This is a genomic window from Hyphomicrobium sp. (assembly GCF_009026145.1).
Lineage (GTDB): Bacteria > Pseudomonadota > Alphaproteobacteria > Rhizobiales > Hyphomicrobiaceae > Hyphomicrobium_A.
This window is the reverse complement of sequence record NZ_WBUE01000006.1, coordinates 118,977-135,964: the sequence shown is the minus strand read 5'-3', so window position 1 is coordinate 135,964 and position 16,988 is coordinate 118,977. Positions and strand designations below refer to the sequence as shown.

The window sequence follows — 16,988 nt, the reverse complement described above, 5'->3', positions numbered from 1 at the left end:
CGCTAGGCGCCCTCGATCTCCTCGCGCAGGATCTCGAGCTCCAGCCACTTCTCCTCGGCAGCGCTGAGCTCGGCCTGCACGGCCGTCAGCCGCGCCGACTTCTCGGCGAACGCCTTGGCGTCGCGCGCATAGAGCGCCGGGTCGGCGAGCGCGTCATGCAGCTTATTCGCCTCGTCCTGCAGCGCGGCGAGCTGCTTCGGCAGCGTCTCCAGCGCGTGCTTGTCCTTGAAGCTCAGACGGCGCTTAGCTGTGGATGCTGCCGCGGGCCTCTCCGCGATGATCTTCTGCTCGGCCTTCGGTTTCGCGATGCGCTTGCCGCCAATGTCGGCGCCGCGCTGCGCCAGCATCTCGCTATAGCCGCCGACGTACTCGGTCCACTTGCCATCGCCCTCGGGCACGATCACCGCGTGCACGATGCGGTCGAGGAAATCGCGGTCGTGGCTGATGAGGATCACCGTGCCGGCGTACTCGCTCAGCATCTCCTCCAGCACGTCGAGCGTTTCGAGGTCGAGGTCGTTGGTGGGCTCGTCGAGCACCAGCAGGTTCGACGGTTTGGCCAACGCGCGGGCCAGCATCAGCCGGCCGCGCTCGCCCCCCGACAGCACGCGCAAGGGCGTGCGCGCCTGCTCGGGCTGAAACAGGAAATCCTTCATGTAGCTGACGACATGCTTATGGCCGCTGCCGACGGCCACGTGGTCGCCGCGCCCGCCGGTCAGAGCTTCAGCCAGCGTCGAGCTCGGGTTGAGGCTGTCGCGATCCTGCTCCAGCGCCGCCATCTCGATGTTGGCGCCGAGCCGCACCTCGCCACTGTCCGGCGCCAAAGCGCCAATGAGCAGGCTGACGAGCGTGGTCTTGCCGCTGCCGTTCGGCCCGACGACGCCGATGCGGTCGCCGCGCATGATGCGGGCCGAGAAGTTGTCGACGATCTTGCGGGCGCCGAACGCCTTGCCGATCCCCTTCGCCTCGATAACCAGCGCACCCGACTTCTCCGCCTCGGCAGCCTCGATCACGGCCTTGCCGGTGGCTCGGCGGTGCTCGCGCCGCTGCTGACGCAGGGCGCGCAGCTCCGCCATGCGCCGCACGTTGCGCTTGCGCCGCGCGGTGACGCCATAGCGCACCCAGTGCTCCTCGCGCACGATCTTGCGGTCGAGCTTGTGCTGTTGCACCTCCTCCTCGGCGAGCTGCTGGTCGCGCCAGGCCTCGAACTCCTTGAACCCGACCTCGACGCGCCGCGCTTTGCCGCGGTCGAGCCAGACGGTGATGCGCGACAAGTTCTCGAGGAAGCGCCGGTCGTGGCTGATCAGCACCAGCGCGCCACGCTGGCCGGCGAGCGTTGCCTCCAGCCACTCGATGGTGGGCAGGTCGAGGTGGTTGGTCGGCTCGTCGAGCAAGAGGATGTCCGGCGCTGGTGCCAGCACGCGGGCGAGCGCGGCGCGGCGTGCTTCGCCGCCCGACAGATGCGCCGGGTCCTCGTCCCCATCAAGTCCGAGCTGCTGCAGCAGATAGCGCGCCTGGTGCGCGTCATCGCTGGCGCCGAGCCCGGCCTTGACGTACGACAGCGTCGTCGCGTGCCCCGCGAAGTCCGGCTCCTGTGGCAGGTAGCGCACGCTGGCGCCCGGCTGCACGAAGCGCGTCCCATGGTCGGGCTCGATCAGTCCGGCCGCGATCTTCAACAGCGTCGACTTGCCCGAGCCATTGCGCCCGACGAGACACACGCGCTCACCCGTCGACACCGACAGCTCCACGCCGTCGAGCAGCGGATGCCCACCAAACGTGAGCGCAATATCACTGAGCTGCAGGAGCGGAGGCGGCATGTGCTGATCCGACCATGGACGCAGAAGGGGAGCGAGCGTCAGCCCGCCTCGCCGATGATGTAGCGCGCGATGGCGCTCTCCTTGACGCCCTTCTCGCTGCGCACCCAGCCACGCACCGAGACGCCGGCGGCGTGCACTGTGTCGGGATCGCCTGAAACGAGCGGATGCCACCATTCGAGGCCGCGGCCCTCGGCCAGGCTGCGATAAGCGCACGTCTGCGGCAGCCAGGACAGGTCGTCGATGTGCTTCGGGCGCATGCTGATGCAGTCGGTCACGCGCTTTTTACGGTTGGCGTAGTCGCTGCAGCGGCAGGTCTGCGTATCGAGCAGCTTGCAGGCGAGGCTGGTGAGATAAATGGCGCCGGTGTCCTCATCCTCGACCTTGAGGAGGCAGCACTGCCCGCAGCCGTCGCACAGGGATTCCCACTCCTCGCGCGACATGGCGGCGAGGGGCTTTGCCTCCCAGAACGGGCGATGGCCGGGGGCTTCCTGAATTACGTCGGGCATGCTCATGGCGGCGCCTTGTAGCACATCCCACGCCCCCGTCACTTCCCAAGCTGGGAGAGCTTGCACTCGGGGCATCGCGGGGCCATGTGCTCGCATCGCACTACATGCGGCACCGCGCCGCGCCGAATGGAGACCACCCATGCGCACCCTAGCCGCCTGCGTCGGCTTGCTCTTCCTGCTCGTCGCTTCGGCGGCGGCCGAGGACCCCGACCTCATCTTCAAGAAGACGACGGTGTGGAAGTTGCTGTCGCCCGACCACAAGCTCGGCACCTACGCCATCGACGACCCCGAGGTCGAGGGCGTCACCTGCTACTTCACCGTGCCGGAGAAGGGCGGCTGGACCGGCTGGCTCGGCCTTGCCGAGGAGTTGTCGAACGCCTCGCTCGCCTGCCGGCAGGTGGGCCCCATCAAATTCAAGCGGAAGCTCGCCCAGGGCGACGAAGCCTTCAGCCAGCGCCGCTCGCTGATCTTCAAGAAGATGCAGATCGTGCGCGGCTGCGATGCCAAGCGCAACGTGCTCGTCTACCTGATCTACACCGACAAGCTCATCGAGGGCAGCCCGGAGAACTCCACCTCCGCCGTGCCCATCAGCCCCTGGGGCGAGAACGCTCCGCCGGCGAAGTGCGCCGACTGGATCGCCGGCTAGCGCCGTATTCCTGCTTAGCGTCCGCGGCTGCGCTTGGCTTCCTTGGCTTCGGTGTCTGGCAGGGCCGTGACGTTGCCGTCGATGCCCTGCATTGCATCGAGATCGAGGGAGGTCAGGCGCTGTTGCCGGCCGACGATTTTCGTCGTCGACGCAGATACCTTGTCCAGAGACCTCATCGATAAGGCAAAGTGCCGTTCGAGATCGGCGATGCGCTCGACGAGCTGCGTGACATCGGTGAGCAGCAAGGCGACCTCGCGCTGGATGACGTCGGCGTGGTCGCGCATCTTTGCGTCCTTCAGCAACGCCTGCAGGGTCTGCACCGCCAGCATCAGCGTGTTGGGTGCAACGATCATCACGCGCATGCGGTGCGCCGCTTGCACGAGATCGGGAAATTTCTCGAACAGGTCGGCGCAGATCGATTCCGAGGGCACGAACATCAAGGCAGTGTCCTGCGTCTCGCCGGGGATGAGGTACTTCTCGGCGATCGCCGCCACGTGACGCCCGACGGCTTCGCGGATGGCCGCGCAGGCGGGCTTCATCTCCTCCGCCGACTGGGCGATACGCAGTGCCTCAAAGCCCTCGAGCGGAAACTTGGAATCGATGACCAGCGCGGCTTGCGCGTTGGGCAGCCGGATCACGCAGTCGGGGCGCTTGCCGTTCGACAGCGTCGGCTGAAAATCGAAGGCGCCGGCTGGCAGCGCGTCGCGCACGATGGTCTCCATGCGCATCTGCCCGAAGGCGCCGCGCGCCTGCTTGTTGGCCAGCACCCCGTGCAGCGAGCCAACCTCGCTCGAAAGATCCGAAAGGCTGCGATTGGCTTCGTCGATCAGCGCCAGGCGCTCATTCAGCGTCGACAGGCTTTCCGAGGTGCGCCGCCCGGCCTCGTGCAGGTTGTCACCGAGGCGCGCAGCGGTCGTATCGAGCGTCTGCGACAGGTGCCGCGCCAGGGTGTCGATGCGCTCATTGAGGGTGCGGGCTTGCTCGGCGCTCTGCTGCGCCGCCAGCTCGGCCATCGCCGACAGCCGGCCTTTGAGCTCGGCGAATTCCATCTGCGCCGCGCGCCCGCGCCCGCGGCTCACCAGCATCAGCGCGAGAATGAGAGCCACGCCGATGGCCACGCTGCCCGCGTAGAAGAATTCCGGCGGCATGCTGCCAGGGAAAATCTCAAGCGGACCAAAATCAACCGTTTGCAGCCATTCGAGCATTGCCGAGCGATAGCTGATTCGCCCGCAGAGAATTCGACCCTGGCTGCTTTCTGCGCCGCGCCCGGGCGGAGAGGATTCTCGCCCCCGCCCGGAACGATTGCGTTCGTTCAACGTTGTCGCTGCACGAAGCCGATCCCCCCGCGGCTTCATCTTCGGTTGCCCCAGGCGCCCTCCCGCGGCAACCAGAGCCCCGGACCTGGTGGTCCGGGGCTTGTCATCTGACCTCGCTTATCGGCGAGCCGGACGCTCACATCTTCGCTGCGCCCCCGAGTCGCTGCCCACTCATCCACAGGCTTTGACGCGTACGCACATTTGCCGGGTGGCATGTACGCCGGCGATGAAATATAATGCATCAAACATCAATACTGATATGTAGCGCATGATAACGTCCGCTCAGCTCCGAGGTGCGCGCGCTCTGCTCGGAATTGATCAGCGCAAGCTTGCCGAGCTCGCGGGGCTGTCGCTGCCGACCATTCAGCGCATGGAGGCAAGCGGGGGCGTCATCCGCGGCAATGTCGATTCGCTGACCAAGCTCGTGTCGGCCCTGGATGGCGCCGGCATCGAGCTCATCGCCGAGGGCGCCACCAGTCTTTCCGGAGGTCGCGGCATTCGCCTCAAGGCCTGAGCCAAGCGCAGGTGGCAACACACCGCCTCGACGCGGTTCGCATTCAACGTCCTCTCAGCAAAGGTAGCTGGCGATGGCAGTTGCGGTGACATTGTGGGGCGTGGCGGCGCTACTCGGCATCGCCGTGCTGGGTGTCGCCGTGCAGCGAATGGCGATCGGCTCGCGCCTCATCTATCTGGCGTGCCTGTTGACCTGCCTCGCGATCCTGTTCGCTGCATGCACCGAGCTACTGGCGGGCGCCGGTCACGTGGAGTCGCTTCGGCTACCCGTCGGCCTGCCGTGGATCGGTGCACACTTCGTCGTCGATGCCCTCGCCGCATTCTTCCTGGCGGTGGTCAATCTCGCCGGTGCTGCCGCCAGTCTCTACGCGCTCGGCTATGGCGAGCACGAGAAGAGCCCGGGCCGCGTGCTGCCCTTCTACCCAGCCTTCCTCGCCGGCATGAACCTCGTCATCGTCGCTGCGGATGCGTTCAGCTTCCTCTTCGCGTGGGAGTTCATGTCGCTCACGTCGTGGCTCCTGGTCATGACCTATCATCAGGATCCAGACAATCGGCGGGCCGGCTACATCTATATTGTGATGGCGAGCTTCGGGACGCTCGCGCTTCTCCTCGCCTTCGGCTTGCTGGCTGGTCCCACTGGAGGCTACGCGTTCGCCGATATTCGCGGCGTGGAGAATGCCGGTTGGCACCGGGGCCTCATCCTCGCGCTCGTTCTCTTGGGAGCCGGCTCGAAGGCCGGCCTCGTGCCGCTGCACGTGTGGCTGCCGCTCGCCCACCCGGCGGCGCCGAGCCATGTATCGGCCCTGATGAGCGGCGCCATGACCAAAGTCGCGATCTACGGCTTCATCCGCATCATCTTCGATCTGCTGGGGTCGCCGGTGTGGTGGTGGGGCAGCGTGGTGCTGGTGCTCGGCAGCGTCACGGCCGTGCTGGGCGTGCTGTTTGCGACCATGCAGCGCGACTTCAAGCGGCTGCTGGCCTACAGCACTGTCGAGAACGTCGGCATCATCTTCGTCGGACTGGGATTGGCGCTTGCCTTCAAGGCCAATGGCATGACCGCGGCGGCAGCGGTCGCCTTCTCGGCGGCGCTGTTCCACGTGCTCAATCATGCGCTGTTCAAGAACCTCTTGTTCTTCGGCGCCGGGGCCGTGCTCGGCTCCACGGGCGCGCGCGACATCGAAAGGCTCGGCGGTCTCATTCACCGCATGCCATGGACGGCGTTTGCCTTCCTGGGTGGCTGCGTCGCGATATCCGCCCTGCCTCCGCTCAACGGGTTTGTCTCCGAGTGGCTCGTCTTCCAGGCCGTCTTGCTCAGTCCCGATCTTCCGCAGTGGGGACTGCGGCTCCTGGTGCCGGCGGCCGGTGCGATGCTCGCGCTCGGCGCTGCCCTTTCAGCTGCCTGCTTCGTGCGCGCTTACGGCATAACGTTTCTTGGCCGGCCGCGCTCGGATGCGGCGGCTGATGCCCTGGAGACGGACGCCTTCTCCCTCGCCGCCATGGCGATACTGCTCTGCCTTTGCCTGCTGGCCGGCATTCTCCCCGGGTTCATCATCGACGCCATGGCACCCCTTGCCCAGAATCTCGTCGGACAGCGCATGCCGCAGCAAGCGGCGCTCCCCTGGCTGTCGATCGTACCGGTGGCCGAGAGCCGCAGCTCCTACAATGGACTACTTGTTTTCGCCTTCATCGCGATGTCGGCAGTGTTTGCAGCCGAGGTCATTCATCGCTTTGCCTCGCGCGCCGTCCGCCGCGGCCCGGCTTGGGACTGCGGCTATCCCGATCCGATACCGGCAACGCAGTACACTGCCGATAGCTTCGCGCAGCCGCTGCGCCGCGTGTTCTCGGAGGTGTTCCTCGCGCGCGAGCGCGTCCACATGCCGGCCCCCGGCGACGCGCGCCCGGCGCGCATCGACATCAGGCTGCGGGATCTCGTGTGGGAACTGATCTACGCGCCGATCGAGGGCTGGATCGCGTTTGCCTCCGAGCGCATGAATTCCCTGCAGTTTCTGACCATCCGCCAGTACCTCAGTCTGGTCTTCGGCGCCCTCGTCGCCTTGCTGCTCGCGGTGTCGCTATGGCCATGATCGCTTTCCTCCCGGCGCGAACAGCGATGCGCCTCCCTCACAAGGGAGGCGCAGCATGACTCCCGTGGGGGCCGCATTGTGGAGCGTGCCTGCGCTCCTCAGCGTTTCGGCGCTCGCCGTGGGGACGCTGCGCTGGAGCGCGGCAACGCGGGCTGTCTACGGGGCGTGCCTGGTGATCACTCTCGCCACACTGGTCGTATCCGTCGCCTTCCTGGTTGGCCCCGATACCGCGCCTTCGTCGCTGCGGCTGCCGCTTGGGCTGCCCTGGATCGGGGCCAATTTCCGTATCGATGCACTCTCGGCGTTCTTTTTCGCCGTGAGCAGCCTGGGGGGCGCAGGCGCAAGCCTCTATGCCATCGGCTACGGCGAGCATGAGGAAATGGCGGGACGGGTGCTGCCGTTCTATCCCGCGTTCTTGGCCTGCATGAATCTCGTCGTGCTCGCGGACGATGCTTTCACCTTCCTCGTCGCCTGGGAGTCCATGTCACTCACCTCCTGGATGCTCGTGATCGCACACCATCGAGATCCAGAGAACGTGCGCGCGGGCTACATCTACATCATCATGGCGGGCTTCGGCACGATGGCGCTGCTGCTGGCTTTCGGCCTGCTCGCAGGGCCGACCGGCAGCTATGCGTTCGACGAGATGCGCGGCGTGACCACGCCACTCTCGGGCCTCGTTCTGCTGCTGGTCATCCTGGGCGCCGGCTCGAAGGCGGGGCTCGTGCCCCTGCACGTGTGGCTACCGCTCGCGCACCCGGCGGCGCCGAGCCACGTCTCCGCGCTCATGAGCGGGGTGATGACAAAGGTAGCGGTCTACGGATTCATCCGCATCATCTTCGATCTCAACGGGGCGCCGGTGTGGTGGTGGAGCATACTGGTGATCGCGCTTGCCGGCTTGACCTGCGTCTTGGGCGTGCTCAGCGCCCTCATGCAGCACGACCTCAAGCGGCTGCTTGCCTATCACACGGTGGAGAACATCGGCATCATCTTCATCGGCCTCGGCCTCGCGCTCGCTTTTTCGGCACATGATATGGCGGCGCTCGCCGCGCTTGCTCTGACGGGCGCCCTGTTCCACGTCTTCAATCACAGCATTTTCAAGAGCCTGCTGTTCTTCGGCGCGGGCGCCGTTCTGGCGGCGACCGGCGAGCGCGACATGGAGCATCTGGGCGGCCTCATACATCGCATGCCGCTCACCGCCTTCACGTTCCTCACGGGATGCGTCGCAATCTCGGCGCTGCCGCCGCTCAACGGCTTCGTCTCCGAGTGGCTGACCTTCCAAGCGATTCTCTTGAGCCCGGTGCTGCCGTCTTGGGGCCTGAAGCTCATCGTACCTGCCGTGGGAGCGATGCTCGCGCTGTCGGCGGCGCTCGCCGCGGCCTGCTTCGTCAAGGCGTTCGGAGTAACGTTCCTCGGCCGCCCGCGCACACCGGCGGCGCGAAATGCGCGCGAGACCGACAGGGCGTCTCTCGCCGCCATGTTCGCATTTGCTTTCCTGTGCCTCGCGGCGGGCGTCCTTCCGGGCTTCGTCATCGATGCGCTGGCGCCCTTGACGCAAGACCTCGTGGGCGGGCGCATGCCGGCGCAGAGCAGCATTGCGTGGCTGTCGATCGTGCCCATTGGCGAGAGCCGCAGCTCCTACAACGGCCTACTGGTCTTCGCCTTCATCGCCATCTCGGCGCTTGCCGCCGTCGAGATCATTCACGGCCTCGCCTCGCGCGCTGTGCGCCGTGGCCCGGCTTGGGATTGCGGCTATCCCGACGCCAGCCCGGCCACCGAGTATACGGCCGACAGCTTCGCGCAGCCGATCCGACGCGTTTTCGGGGAGATCGCGTTTTCGGCGCGCGAGCGGGTCGAGATGCCGCCGCCCGGCGATCCCCGGCCCGCACGCATCACGGTCACGATGCGCGACCTCGTGTGGGATTCGATTTATGAACCGATTGTGGAGGGGACTTCATATGCGGCCAGCAAGTTCAACTATCTGCAGCTACTCACGATCCGCCAATACCTGAGCGGCGTGTTCGTCGCCCTGGTCGGTCTCTTGATGGTGCTTGCCTTTTTGATGCTCGTATGGACCTGATCCTCAATCTCCTCGCTCAGGGCGTGCAAATGGCGCTGGTGCTCGTCCTGGCACCGCTATTGTTGGGTTTCACGCGCAAGGTGAAGGCGCAGCTCTTGCGCCGCCGGGGGCCGCCCATTCTCCAGCCCTACCGCGATCTGCTGCGGCTCATTCGCAAGGAGGTCGTGCTCGCCGAGAACGCGTCGTGGCTGTTTCGTAGTGGTCCCTACTTGATCTTCGCGGCCACTTGGGTGGCGGCCGCGCTGGTCCCAACCTTCGCAACCGGGCTCTACTTCAGCTGGACCGCCGACCTCATTGCTATCACGGCGCTGCTCGGATCGGCGCGCTTCTTCCTGGCCCTCGTCGGTATGGATGTCGGCACGAGCTTCGGCGGCATCGGCTCGAGCCGCGAAATGATGTTCGCCTCGCTTGCCGAACCGGCCATGATCATGATCGTGTTCACGGTTGCACTCGTCGCCGGCTCGACTCAGCTGTCGGAGGTGGCGGGATACATGCTCGCGCACGGGAGCCTGCGCGTGTCCCTCGGCATGGCGCTCGTGGGGCTGATCATCGTCGCGATCGCCGAGAACTCGCGCATTCCGGTCGACAACCCGGCGACGCACCTGGAGCTCACCATGGTGCACGAGGCCATGGTGCTCGAGTACTCCGGCCGACACCTCGCAGTGATCGAGCTCGCCGGCGCCCTCAAGTTGCTGCTGTATATTTCCCTCATCGCCTGCATCTTCGCGCCGTGGGGGCTTGCACCGCCGGGGAGTGGTCTCAGCGCCCATGTGATCGGCACCGCGAGTTATGTGGCGAAGCTTCTGGCGGGCGGCTTCCTGCTCGCACTGTTCGAGACCTCGATCGCCAAGATGCGCGTGTTCCGCGTGCCCGATTTCCTGGGCATAGCCCTCATGCTGGGCCTCCTCGGCATGCTTCTCCTCTTCGTCTCGCGGAGCTTCTGATGGACAAGACCGCTATCGACGTTGCCCACATGCTCGCCGGCGGCATGGTCCTGGTCAGCTTCATGCTGCTTTACCAGGACCGCATGTTTGGTCTGCTCAATGTCTTTGCGCTGCACGCCCTGATGCTGTCGCTGTCGGTCGCCTGGCAAGCTTATATCCAGAATGCGCCACATCTCTACGTCACAGCCGCATTGGCGCTCGTGCTCAAGGCCGTCATCATCCCAGTTGCCTTGCACCGGGTGGTAGTGCGGCTCGGGATCCATCGCACCATTGAGACGGTCGGAGGCATCGGACCGACCATGCTGTTCGGCATGGGGCTCGTTGCACTTTCGATGGTAGTGATGCTGCACGCGACCGCGGCGGCCGATCCTCTCGCGCGCGAGGACCTAGCGTTCGCCCTGTCAGTCGTACTGCTTGGCCTGCTGATGATGGTCACGCGGCGCAACGCGGTGAGCCAGATAGTCGGCTTCATGTCGCTGGAGAACGGGCTCATTCTCGCTGCCACCGGCGCCAAGGGTATGCCGCTGGTGGTCGAGATCAGCGTCGCCTTCTCCGTGCTCATCGCCTTTATCGTGATTGGCGTGTTCTTGTTCCGCATTCGCGAGCGGTTCGACTCCGTCGACGTTCGGGCACTAGATGAAGTCCGGGGTGAACGGGAATGACCGCTCTTATTGCTCAGTTGCCGTTTGAGCCGGTGACCGCCGTGTTGGCCATTCCCGGCGTCTCGGCCGTGCTTCTGGCGCTGCTGCCCGGCTACCGGCTGACGGCTCGCCTCAACGTGCTGGCGACCCTGCTGACTTTCCTGGCCGCAGTGTCGCTGCTGTTCGTGCGCCCGGCGCCAGGCACATACCTCTTCGTCGATGATCTCAATGTCGTCTTCGTCGTGCTCGGCACCTTCGTCGGCTTCACGACGAGCGCCTTCAGCGCGAGTTACATCGCCCATGAGATCGAGATCGGGCGGCTTACGCCCACGTACCTGCGTTTCTATCACGCCATGTATCAGGCGCTGATGTTCGCCATGAACCTCGGGCTACTCGCCAACAACATCGGGCTAATGTGGGTAGCGATCGAGCTTGCCACGCTCACCACCGTGTTGATGGTCGGCATCTACCGGACGCCGCAATCGCTCGAGGCGGCGTGGAAGTACTTCATCCTTGGCAGCGTCGGCATCGCCTTGGCCCTGTTCGGAACCATCCTCGTCTACATGGCAGCGCGGCCTGTCATCGGCGAGGGCCAAGATGCCATGGTGTGGACATCGCTCGTCGACAAGGCCAGCGGCTTCAGCCCGGAGATGCTGAACGTCGCCTTCATCTTCTTGATGCTCGGCTACGGCACCAAGGTCGGCCTCGCCCCACTGCATGCCTGGCTGCCCGATGCGCATGCCGAAGGCCCCACGCCGATCTCCGCCGTGCTCTCGGGTCTCCTGCTCAACGTCGCCCTCTACGCCGTGTTGCGCTTCAAGATGCTGTTGGCGGCCAATCCGGCGGCGATCGCTCCCGGTCCGTTGATGGTCAGCTTGGGCCTCTTGTCGCTCATCTTCGCAGGCTTCATGCTCTACCGGCGACGCGACATCAAACGCCTGTTCGCCTACTCCTCGATCGAGCACATGGGGCTCATTACGTTCGCGTTCGGCATGGGCGGCCCGCTGGCCAACTTCGCAGGTCTACTGCATATGACGATGCATAGCCTGACCAAGTCGGCGATCTTCTTTTCGGTCGGGCACATTTCGCAGGTCAAGGGAACGCAGAAGCTATCCGAGATCCGCGGATTGACCGAGAGTCACCCGCTTCTGGGCTGGGGTCTCGTTCTCGGCGTCGTGGCCATCGCCGGCCTGCCGCCGCTCGGCATCTTCATGAGCGAGTTCCTGATCGTCAGCTCGACCTTCGCCCGCGAGCCGCTGTTGGCGATCCCTCTGGTGCTCGGCATCCTCGTCGCCTTGGGCGCCCTCATGCTTCGCCTCGGCGAGGTGGCATTCGGCAAGCCCACCGGCAGCACGGCTCCCGTGGAAGCCTCCTACTTGCCGCTTTACGCCCATCTCGCGCTGGTGCTGGCGGCCGGCATCTACCTTCCCGGCCCGCTCGTCACCTGGTTTCAGAACGTCGCGCGCCTGCTCGGCTGAGGAAAGGAACGCGCCCATGGCCTTCGTTCCAGCACTGACGAAACGCGGCAAGCCCGTCGACGGCCACCGCCCCTGGCCTCGTATCATCGTCGACGCCGACACGTGGCGAGAGGCCGTTCTCGGCATTGCCGCGGGCGAGGCGACGCTGTCGGCGCTGTGGAGCGATGGGGAGGCCGTGCACATGGCCCTCGTGGGCGTCGGCAAGATCCTCGTGGTCAGCTTGCCCGCCCGCAAGCGGCGCTTTCCGTCCGTTGGACTGACGCACCCGCCGGCGTTGCGGCTGGAGCGCGCCATTCGCGATCTTTATGGGCTGGAGCCGGAAGGATCGCCGGATGTACGCACGTGGCTCGACCACGGCCGCTGGGGCATGACGCAGCCCCTGGGAGCGCGCCAGGCGAGCCCGGCGACGGGCGCCCCTTACGAATTCCTCAAGGCCGAAGGGGCGCCAATGCACCAGATCGCCGTTGGGCCGGTGCATGCCGGGATCATCGAGCCCGGACATTTTCGTTTTACCGCCAACGGCGAAACCATCGTTCGCCTCGAGGAGCGCTTGGGCTATGTGCACAAAGGCATCGAAGGCCTGCTGCGAGACGCGCCGCTAGAACGCGCGGCAAAGCTCGCCGGTCGCGTTTCGGGCGATTCGACCGTTGCCTACGCCATCGCCTTCGCACAAGCGGTGGAGGCTGCGCTCGCCGTGAAGGTTCCTCAGCGGGCCGTGTTCCTGCGCGCGCTGATGGCCGAGCTCGAGCGTCTCGCCAACCACTTCGCCGACATCGGCGCCATCTGCAACGACGCCTCATTCTCGTTGATGCACGCCCATTGCGGTGTGCTGCGCGAACGCGTCCTGCGTACCGCGGAAGCTTGCTTCGGCCACCGGCTGATGATGGATCGCGTCGTGCCCGGAGGAACGGCAGCCGACCTCGACGAGAGCGGCCTCAGCGCGATACGTGCATTGATCGCGGCCGCGCGCCGTGAGTTTCCCCCGCTCGTCGAGCTCTACGACAACACCGCGTCGCTACAGGACCGTACGGTCTCGACAGGAATCGTGAAGCCCGAGCTGGCACGCCAATACGGCGCCGGAGGCTACATCGGCCGCGCCTCCGGTCGCGCCTTCGACGCGCGCCGCACACCCGGCTACGCACCCTACGCAGAGCTCCGCTTCGAGGTCCCCGTGCGCAGCGACGGCGACGTCGATGCGCGCGTGTGGATTCGCGTAGACGAGATCGAGCAGAGCCTCGCACTCATCGAGCAGATCGTGCAGCGGCTGCCGCAGGGCTCGACCCGCATAGACGTGCAAAGCACCGGACCAGAACACGGGGCACGTGAGGGTCTGGCCCTGGTCGAAGGGTTCCGCGGCGACGTCCTGGCCTGGGTGCGGCTCAAGGAAGGCGGTATCGAGTGCGCGCACCTGCGCGATCCTTCTTGGTTCCAGTGGCCGCTATTGGAGGCGGCTATCGAAGGCAACATCGTTGCGGACTTCCCCCTCTGCAACAAGTCCTTCAACTGCTCCTACGCGGGGCACGATCTTTGAGGGCAAGCGGCCATGCGTAATCTTCTGTTCAAGAGCTTGCTGCAGCGGCCGCTCACCGAGCCTGCGCCCGCCGGCGGCGAGCGGGCGCTTTCCGAGCTCGCCAGGGCACTCGATCACGCTGCGCGCAGGCGCCTCGGTCGCTCGCTTTCGATCCGCGAGGTGGATGCGGGCTCGTGCAACGGCTGCGAGTTGGAGATTCACGCCCTCGGGAATGCCTTCTACGACCTCGAGCGGTTCGGGCTGCGGTTCGTGGCCTCTCCCCGCCACGCCGATGTGCTGCTGGTCACGGGACCCGTCACGCAGAACATGCGCGAGGCCCTCGAGCGTACGTATCAGGCGACGCCCGACCCGAAGTGGGTCGTTGCCGTTGGCGACTGCGCGCTTGATGGAGGCATGTTCGCCGGCAGCTATGCGTGCGTTGGAGGCGTGTCGAAGGTCATTCCCGTCGACCTGCACATCCGCGGCTGTCCGCCGAGCCCGGTCGCACTTCTGCAAGGCCTCATCGCGCTCGTCGACACATGCTCCCGCTCAGACACGGGCTCCGACAAAACGCGAGATTGACCACACAAAGGCGTGGCTGTGCGTCATCCCACCCCGCCGTCCTCACAAGCCCTGTGCGGATCGGCGTCGTCACACCAGACCGTGCAATTGCGGCCGGCCTCCTTGGCCCGGTAAAGGCGTCTATCGGCGAGCTTCAGCAGCTGCGCCACGTCGGTGAGATGTGTCTCCGCCTGCGCAATGCCGATGCTGATGGTCAGGTTGGTCGGGGCGCCGTCGATGATGAGCGGCTCGCTCCTGATGGCCGCGTGCAGTCTCTTGGCAAAAGCGAGCGTCGCCTTTCCATCCGATTGCGGCAGGAGCACCACGAATTCGTCACCACCCATGCGTCCCACGAGGTCGGTCGAGCGTTTCGCCTTGTTGCACACCTGGGCGGCGCGGATGATCGCCTGGTCGCCGGCATCGTGCCCGAACCGATCGTTGATGGCCTTGAAGTTGTCGATGTCGAAGTAGAGCAGCGAAAAGTCCTGCTCGTAGCGCCGGAAGCGCGCCCACTCGGCCTCGGCAAGCCGCAACAGGTGCCGCCGGTTGCACAGCCCGGTGAGGACATCCGTTATCGCCAGCAGCTCCTGTTGGCGCGCCCGCTGCACGAGATCGGTGACGTCGGTGTAGGTCAGCATGCGGCCGCCGCCGATCAGCGGCGTGCACTGAGCGCGGATCGTTCGGCCGTCCTTGACGGGGATGTCGAGCGGCATCGGATCGCCCAGCTTGATGATCGTCACCCGCTTGACGACATAGTCTTCCAGCGCCTCGTCGGGAATTCCATACAGTCCCGCCTTGCGCACGTGCGTGATGAACTCGACGACGGTCAGCCGGCTCCGGCACAACTCGTCGGTCAGGCCCCAGAGGCGTTTTGCCTTCTCATTGACGAACTGCACCAGCAGCTCGTCACTGATGAGCACGACGCCCAGATCGATGGTATCGACGGCGTTGCGCAGCACCTCCAGCTCGTCCGAGCGATGGACGATATCGGTGACGCGGGTGTAGCTCAGCATGCGTCCCCCGCTGGGGAGCGCGACGCACTGGAAGCGAAGGACTTCACCGTCGGGCAAGCGAAGATCGACCAGCGAAGGATCGCCCGACGTCGCGCGCACGACGGTCGCATGCACGTGCTTCTCGAACGCCTCCGCTGACACGGAGGGCCCCAAGGCCGCTTGCCCGTGGCGCATGAGGTCAACGAACGCCGGCCGGCTGGCGCAGTCCCGCTCGGAGAGTCGCCAGAGCTTGCGGAATGCGCTGTTGACAAACGTTACGCGCAGATCCGCATCGAGGAGAACGGCGCCGAAATCGACGTCATCGAGCGAAACCTGCAGCTCGACGAAGTTGCCGCGAGCCGCCGGGGCCGGCCGATGACTGCGGGCCCAAACATCGACACTGCTCTTACAATATTGTTCTTCCATGTGCTGAGGTCCGCGCCTGCAATCTGTCCCTCGCGCGAGCCTGCGGCCATCCGCTTAATCTCCACTAAATCAGCACACGAAGTTTTTGGCCGTTGGGGTGGGAGAATTCGCCTTCCGGGTTGTACTTTAGGCCAATGCGAAGCCGCATCTCGGATCGCGACCTCTGCCCACCCTTGGCCAACGCCACGAATTTTGCGGCAGGCGCCTCGAATGGTGCGGACGGTGGGAGTCCACTCCTGGAGTGCTGAATTGCCCGTTTTGCTGATGTTATGGCGCGTGGATGCACGCCGATCCGGGGCAAATGTGCATCGGGTAAGTGTACATGGCAAATACCAGACGTCTGCGGGGTGGCTAACAGGTGCAGATCTTCGCGCCCAGCTCTGGCCGTGCAGCGAAGCTCAACCAGGCTTTCGCCCCCGCGCAGCTTGCCAAGGCGACGTCCGCACAAAACCTGTCAGCCGCATGATCCCAGAAGAGGAAGTCGACTGACCTATGATCGACGACGCAGATGCTGTTGCCGACCAAGTCCGCTAAGGGGGACCAGCCAACGTGGGTTGATGGCCTGATGCGTGTTGATGACCCGAAGCCCCGAAGCTGTACTTGCCTAAGACCGCTACTTACCCGCCCATGCTGCCAATGGCGCGCTTCAGACTCTGCGCGACCTCTGCTGCAGCATCTTTCAGCCGCGGATTGTCAACGGCCTGCATGGATGCAACTGGATCGATGGCCGCCACCTCGACAGTGCCGTCTTCGAGCTCCTGCACAACCACGTTGCACGGCAACATCGTCCCGATCTTGTCTTCCAGCTGCAGCGCCTCGTGCGCCAGCTTGGGATTGCACGCTCCTAGGATTTTATACTTGCGGAAGGCTGCGCCGATCTTTTCACGCAATGTCCTCTGCACATCGATCTCGCTGATGATACCGAACCCCTCCGCCTTGAGCGCCAGGACTGTCCGGGCAACAGCATCGTCGAATGAGGTGGGTAGTGTCGTGTTGAAGTAGTAGGACATGATGTCACCGCAGCTTGCGTTTCCTTGATCATGCCGCCGGAGGCTCTTGCGGCGCGGACATCTATGAGTTTCCTCTGAGGCGTACGGAGACCGAACTTGGTGCCCAAAGAGGAATCGAGCGCCGGCCCGCCCGCGCTCCCGGGTTCGGTCGTCGCACTCTTGTATGTCTTGGCGGCGCTCTTGCCAATGTTCGCCGCCCTCGCCACCGGGATCGCGCCCGTTGGCGCTGTGAGCGAATTCGGCACCGCGCTCGGGCTCACAGCGGGCGCGCTGCTGTACAGTTACTGACCTCGCAGGCGACACCGAACAAGATCGTGAAAAGCACAGCGCGCGCGGAACCCTTTACGAGCGACAGCGACGCGATCGGTGTCCTTTCCAGTCTTCTTGCCATTGGCTTTTTGCCCAAGCATTAGGCACACCAAAATTGCATAGGACTCGGGCAAACGCACATTCCGTACCGTGCCCCAAGC

General features: G+C 65.1%; 15 protein-coding genes. 10 read left to right on the top strand and 5 right to left on the bottom strand.

Annotation, left to right across the window (positions count from 1 at the left end; genetic code table 11):
• Window positions 1-2: 2 nt before the first annotated feature.
• Together F9K20_RS07425 and F9K20_RS07420 are read right to left on the bottom strand one after the other, a co-directional pair.
• The gene (locus F9K20_RS07425; RefSeq protein ID WP_290999336.1) at window positions 3-1,814 is read right to left on the bottom strand and encodes an ABC-F family ATP-binding cassette domain-containing protein; all 1,812 of its coding nucleotides are present in this window, start codon (window positions 1,812-1,814) and stop codon (window positions 3-5) included.
• Window positions 1,815-1,852: 38 nt separating this feature from the next.
• Window positions 1,853-2,326, bottom strand: a complete 474-nt coding sequence (locus tag F9K20_RS07420; RefSeq protein ID WP_290999333.1) for a YcgN family cysteine cluster protein — start codon at window positions 2,324-2,326, stop codon at window positions 1,853-1,855.
• 133 nt (window positions 2,327-2,459) lie between these two features.
• Between F9K20_RS07420 and F9K20_RS07415 the strand changes: the two genes are divergently transcribed.
• Window positions 2,460-2,966: a CreA family protein gene (locus F9K20_RS07415; protein WP_290999330.1), complete on the top strand. Its 507-nt coding sequence runs from the start codon at window positions 2,460-2,462 to the stop codon at window positions 2,964-2,966.
• Between the two features lie 14 nt (window positions 2,967-2,980).
• Here F9K20_RS07415 and F9K20_RS07410 read toward each other — a convergent pair whose 3' ends face one another.
• Window positions 2,981-4,114, bottom strand: coding sequence for a DNA recombination protein RmuC (locus F9K20_RS07410; RefSeq protein ID WP_290999327.1), 1,134 nt, complete (start codon window positions 4,112-4,114; stop codon window positions 2,981-2,983).
• Between the two features lie 436 nt (window positions 4,115-4,550).
• Here F9K20_RS07410 and F9K20_RS07405 point away from each other — a divergent pair, with 436 nt between their 5' ends.
• From F9K20_RS07405 to F9K20_RS07370, 8 genes are all read left to right on the top strand, one after another.
• On the top strand, window positions 4,551-4,796 hold the full coding sequence (locus F9K20_RS07405; RefSeq protein WP_290999324.1) for a helix-turn-helix domain-containing protein: 246 nt from the start codon (window positions 4,551-4,553) through the stop codon (window positions 4,794-4,796).
• 73 nt (window positions 4,797-4,869) lie between these two features.
• Entirely contained in the window at window positions 4,870-6,879 is a 2,010-nt protein-coding gene (gene hyfB, locus F9K20_RS07400; protein WP_290999322.1) for a hydrogenase 4 subunit B, read from the top strand.
• Window positions 6,880-6,934: 55 nt separating this feature from the next.
• Window positions 6,935-8,956 carry a hydrogenase 4 subunit B gene (hyfB, locus tag F9K20_RS07395; RefSeq protein WP_290999320.1) on the top strand — a complete coding sequence of 674 codons (2,022 nt, stop codon included), beginning with the start codon at window positions 6,935-6,937 and terminating at the stop codon, window positions 8,954-8,956.
• On the top strand, window positions 8,947-9,900 hold the full coding sequence (locus F9K20_RS07390) for an NADH-quinone oxidoreductase subunit H (protein ID WP_290999318.1): 954 nt from the start codon (window positions 8,947-8,949) through the stop codon (window positions 9,898-9,900). Before hyfB (F9K20_RS07395) ends, F9K20_RS07390 begins: the two co-directional genes overlap by 10 nt.
• The gene (locus F9K20_RS07385) at window positions 9,900-10,562 is read left to right on the top strand and encodes a hydrogenase-4 component E (protein WP_290999316.1); all 663 of its coding nucleotides are present in this window, start codon (window positions 9,900-9,902) and stop codon (window positions 10,560-10,562) included. Before F9K20_RS07390 ends, F9K20_RS07385 begins: the two co-directional genes overlap by 1 nt.
• Window positions 10,559-12,019, top strand: a complete 1,461-nt coding sequence (locus F9K20_RS07380; RefSeq protein WP_290999314.1) for a hydrogenase 4 subunit F — start codon at window positions 10,559-10,561, stop codon at window positions 12,017-12,019. Before F9K20_RS07385 ends, F9K20_RS07380 begins: the two co-directional genes overlap by 4 nt.
• Before the next feature lie 16 nt (window positions 12,020-12,035).
• Window positions 12,036-13,550 (top strand): NADH-quinone oxidoreductase subunit C, encoded by a 1,515-nt coding sequence (locus F9K20_RS07375; protein WP_290999312.1) that lies wholly within the window; start codon window positions 12,036-12,038, stop codon window positions 13,548-13,550.
• A gap of 12 nt (window positions 13,551-13,562) precedes the next feature.
• On the top strand, window positions 13,563-14,111 hold the full coding sequence (locus tag F9K20_RS07370; RefSeq protein ID WP_290999310.1) for an NADH-quinone oxidoreductase subunit B family protein: 549 nt from the start codon (window positions 13,563-13,565) through the stop codon (window positions 14,109-14,111).
• A 23-nt stretch (window positions 14,112-14,134) separates the two neighbouring features.
• Here F9K20_RS07370 and F9K20_RS07365 read toward each other — a convergent pair whose 3' ends face one another.
• On the bottom strand, window positions 14,135-15,508 hold the full coding sequence (locus F9K20_RS07365; protein ID WP_290999306.1) for a sensor domain-containing diguanylate cyclase: 1,374 nt from the start codon (window positions 15,506-15,508) through the stop codon (window positions 14,135-14,137).
• 617 nt (window positions 15,509-16,125) lie between these two features.
• Window positions 16,126-16,518, bottom strand: coding sequence for a DUF302 domain-containing protein (locus tag F9K20_RS07360; RefSeq protein WP_290999303.1), 393 nt, complete (start codon window positions 16,516-16,518; stop codon window positions 16,126-16,128).
• A 96-nt stretch (window positions 16,519-16,614) separates the two neighbouring features.
• Between F9K20_RS07360 and F9K20_RS07355 the strand changes: the two genes are divergently transcribed.
• Window positions 16,615-16,806 carry a hypothetical protein gene (locus F9K20_RS07355; RefSeq protein WP_290999300.1) on the top strand — a complete coding sequence of 64 codons (192 nt, stop codon included), beginning with the start codon at window positions 16,615-16,617 and terminating at the stop codon, window positions 16,804-16,806.
• The last annotated feature ends 182 nt before the right edge of the window (window positions 16,807-16,988 follow it).

Bases quoted from the DNA above. Each gene is read 5' to 3' on its own strand.
- F9K20_RS07425 (WP_290999336.1), bottom strand. From the start codon at position 1,814: ATGCCGCCTCCGCTCCTGCAGCTCAGTGATATTGCGCTCACGTTTGGT.
- F9K20_RS07420 (WP_290999333.1), bottom strand. From the start codon at position 2,326: ATGAGCATGCCCGACGTAATTCAGGAAGCCCCCGGCCATCGCCCGTTC.
- F9K20_RS07415 (WP_290999330.1), top strand. From the start codon at position 2,460: ATGCGCACCCTAGCCGCCTGCGTCGGCTTGCTCTTCCTGCTCGTCGCT.
- F9K20_RS07410 (WP_290999327.1), bottom strand. From the start codon at position 4,114: ATGCCGCCGGAATTCTTCTACGCGGGCAGCGTGGCCATCGGCGTGGCT.
- F9K20_RS07405 (WP_290999324.1), top strand. From the start codon at position 4,551: ATGATAACGTCCGCTCAGCTCCGAGGTGCGCGCGCTCTGCTCGGAATT.
- hyfB (WP_290999322.1), top strand. From the start codon at position 4,870: ATGGCAGTTGCGGTGACATTGTGGGGCGTGGCGGCGCTACTCGGCATC.
- hyfB (WP_290999320.1), top strand. From the start codon at position 6,935: ATGACTCCCGTGGGGGCCGCATTGTGGAGCGTGCCTGCGCTCCTCAGC.
- F9K20_RS07390 (WP_290999318.1), top strand. From the start codon at position 8,947: ATGGACCTGATCCTCAATCTCCTCGCTCAGGGCGTGCAAATGGCGCTG.
- F9K20_RS07385 (WP_290999316.1), top strand. From the start codon at position 9,900: ATGGACAAGACCGCTATCGACGTTGCCCACATGCTCGCCGGCGGCATG.
- F9K20_RS07380 (WP_290999314.1), top strand. From the start codon at position 10,559: ATGACCGCTCTTATTGCTCAGTTGCCGTTTGAGCCGGTGACCGCCGTG.
- F9K20_RS07375 (WP_290999312.1), top strand. From the start codon at position 12,036: ATGGCCTTCGTTCCAGCACTGACGAAACGCGGCAAGCCCGTCGACGGC.
- F9K20_RS07370 (WP_290999310.1), top strand. From the start codon at position 13,563: ATGCGTAATCTTCTGTTCAAGAGCTTGCTGCAGCGGCCGCTCACCGAG.
- F9K20_RS07365 (WP_290999306.1), bottom strand. From the start codon at position 15,508: ATGGAAGAACAATATTGTAAGAGCAGTGTCGATGTTTGGGCCCGCAGT.
- F9K20_RS07360 (WP_290999303.1), bottom strand. From the start codon at position 16,518: ATGTCCTACTACTTCAACACGACACTACCCACCTCATTCGACGATGCT.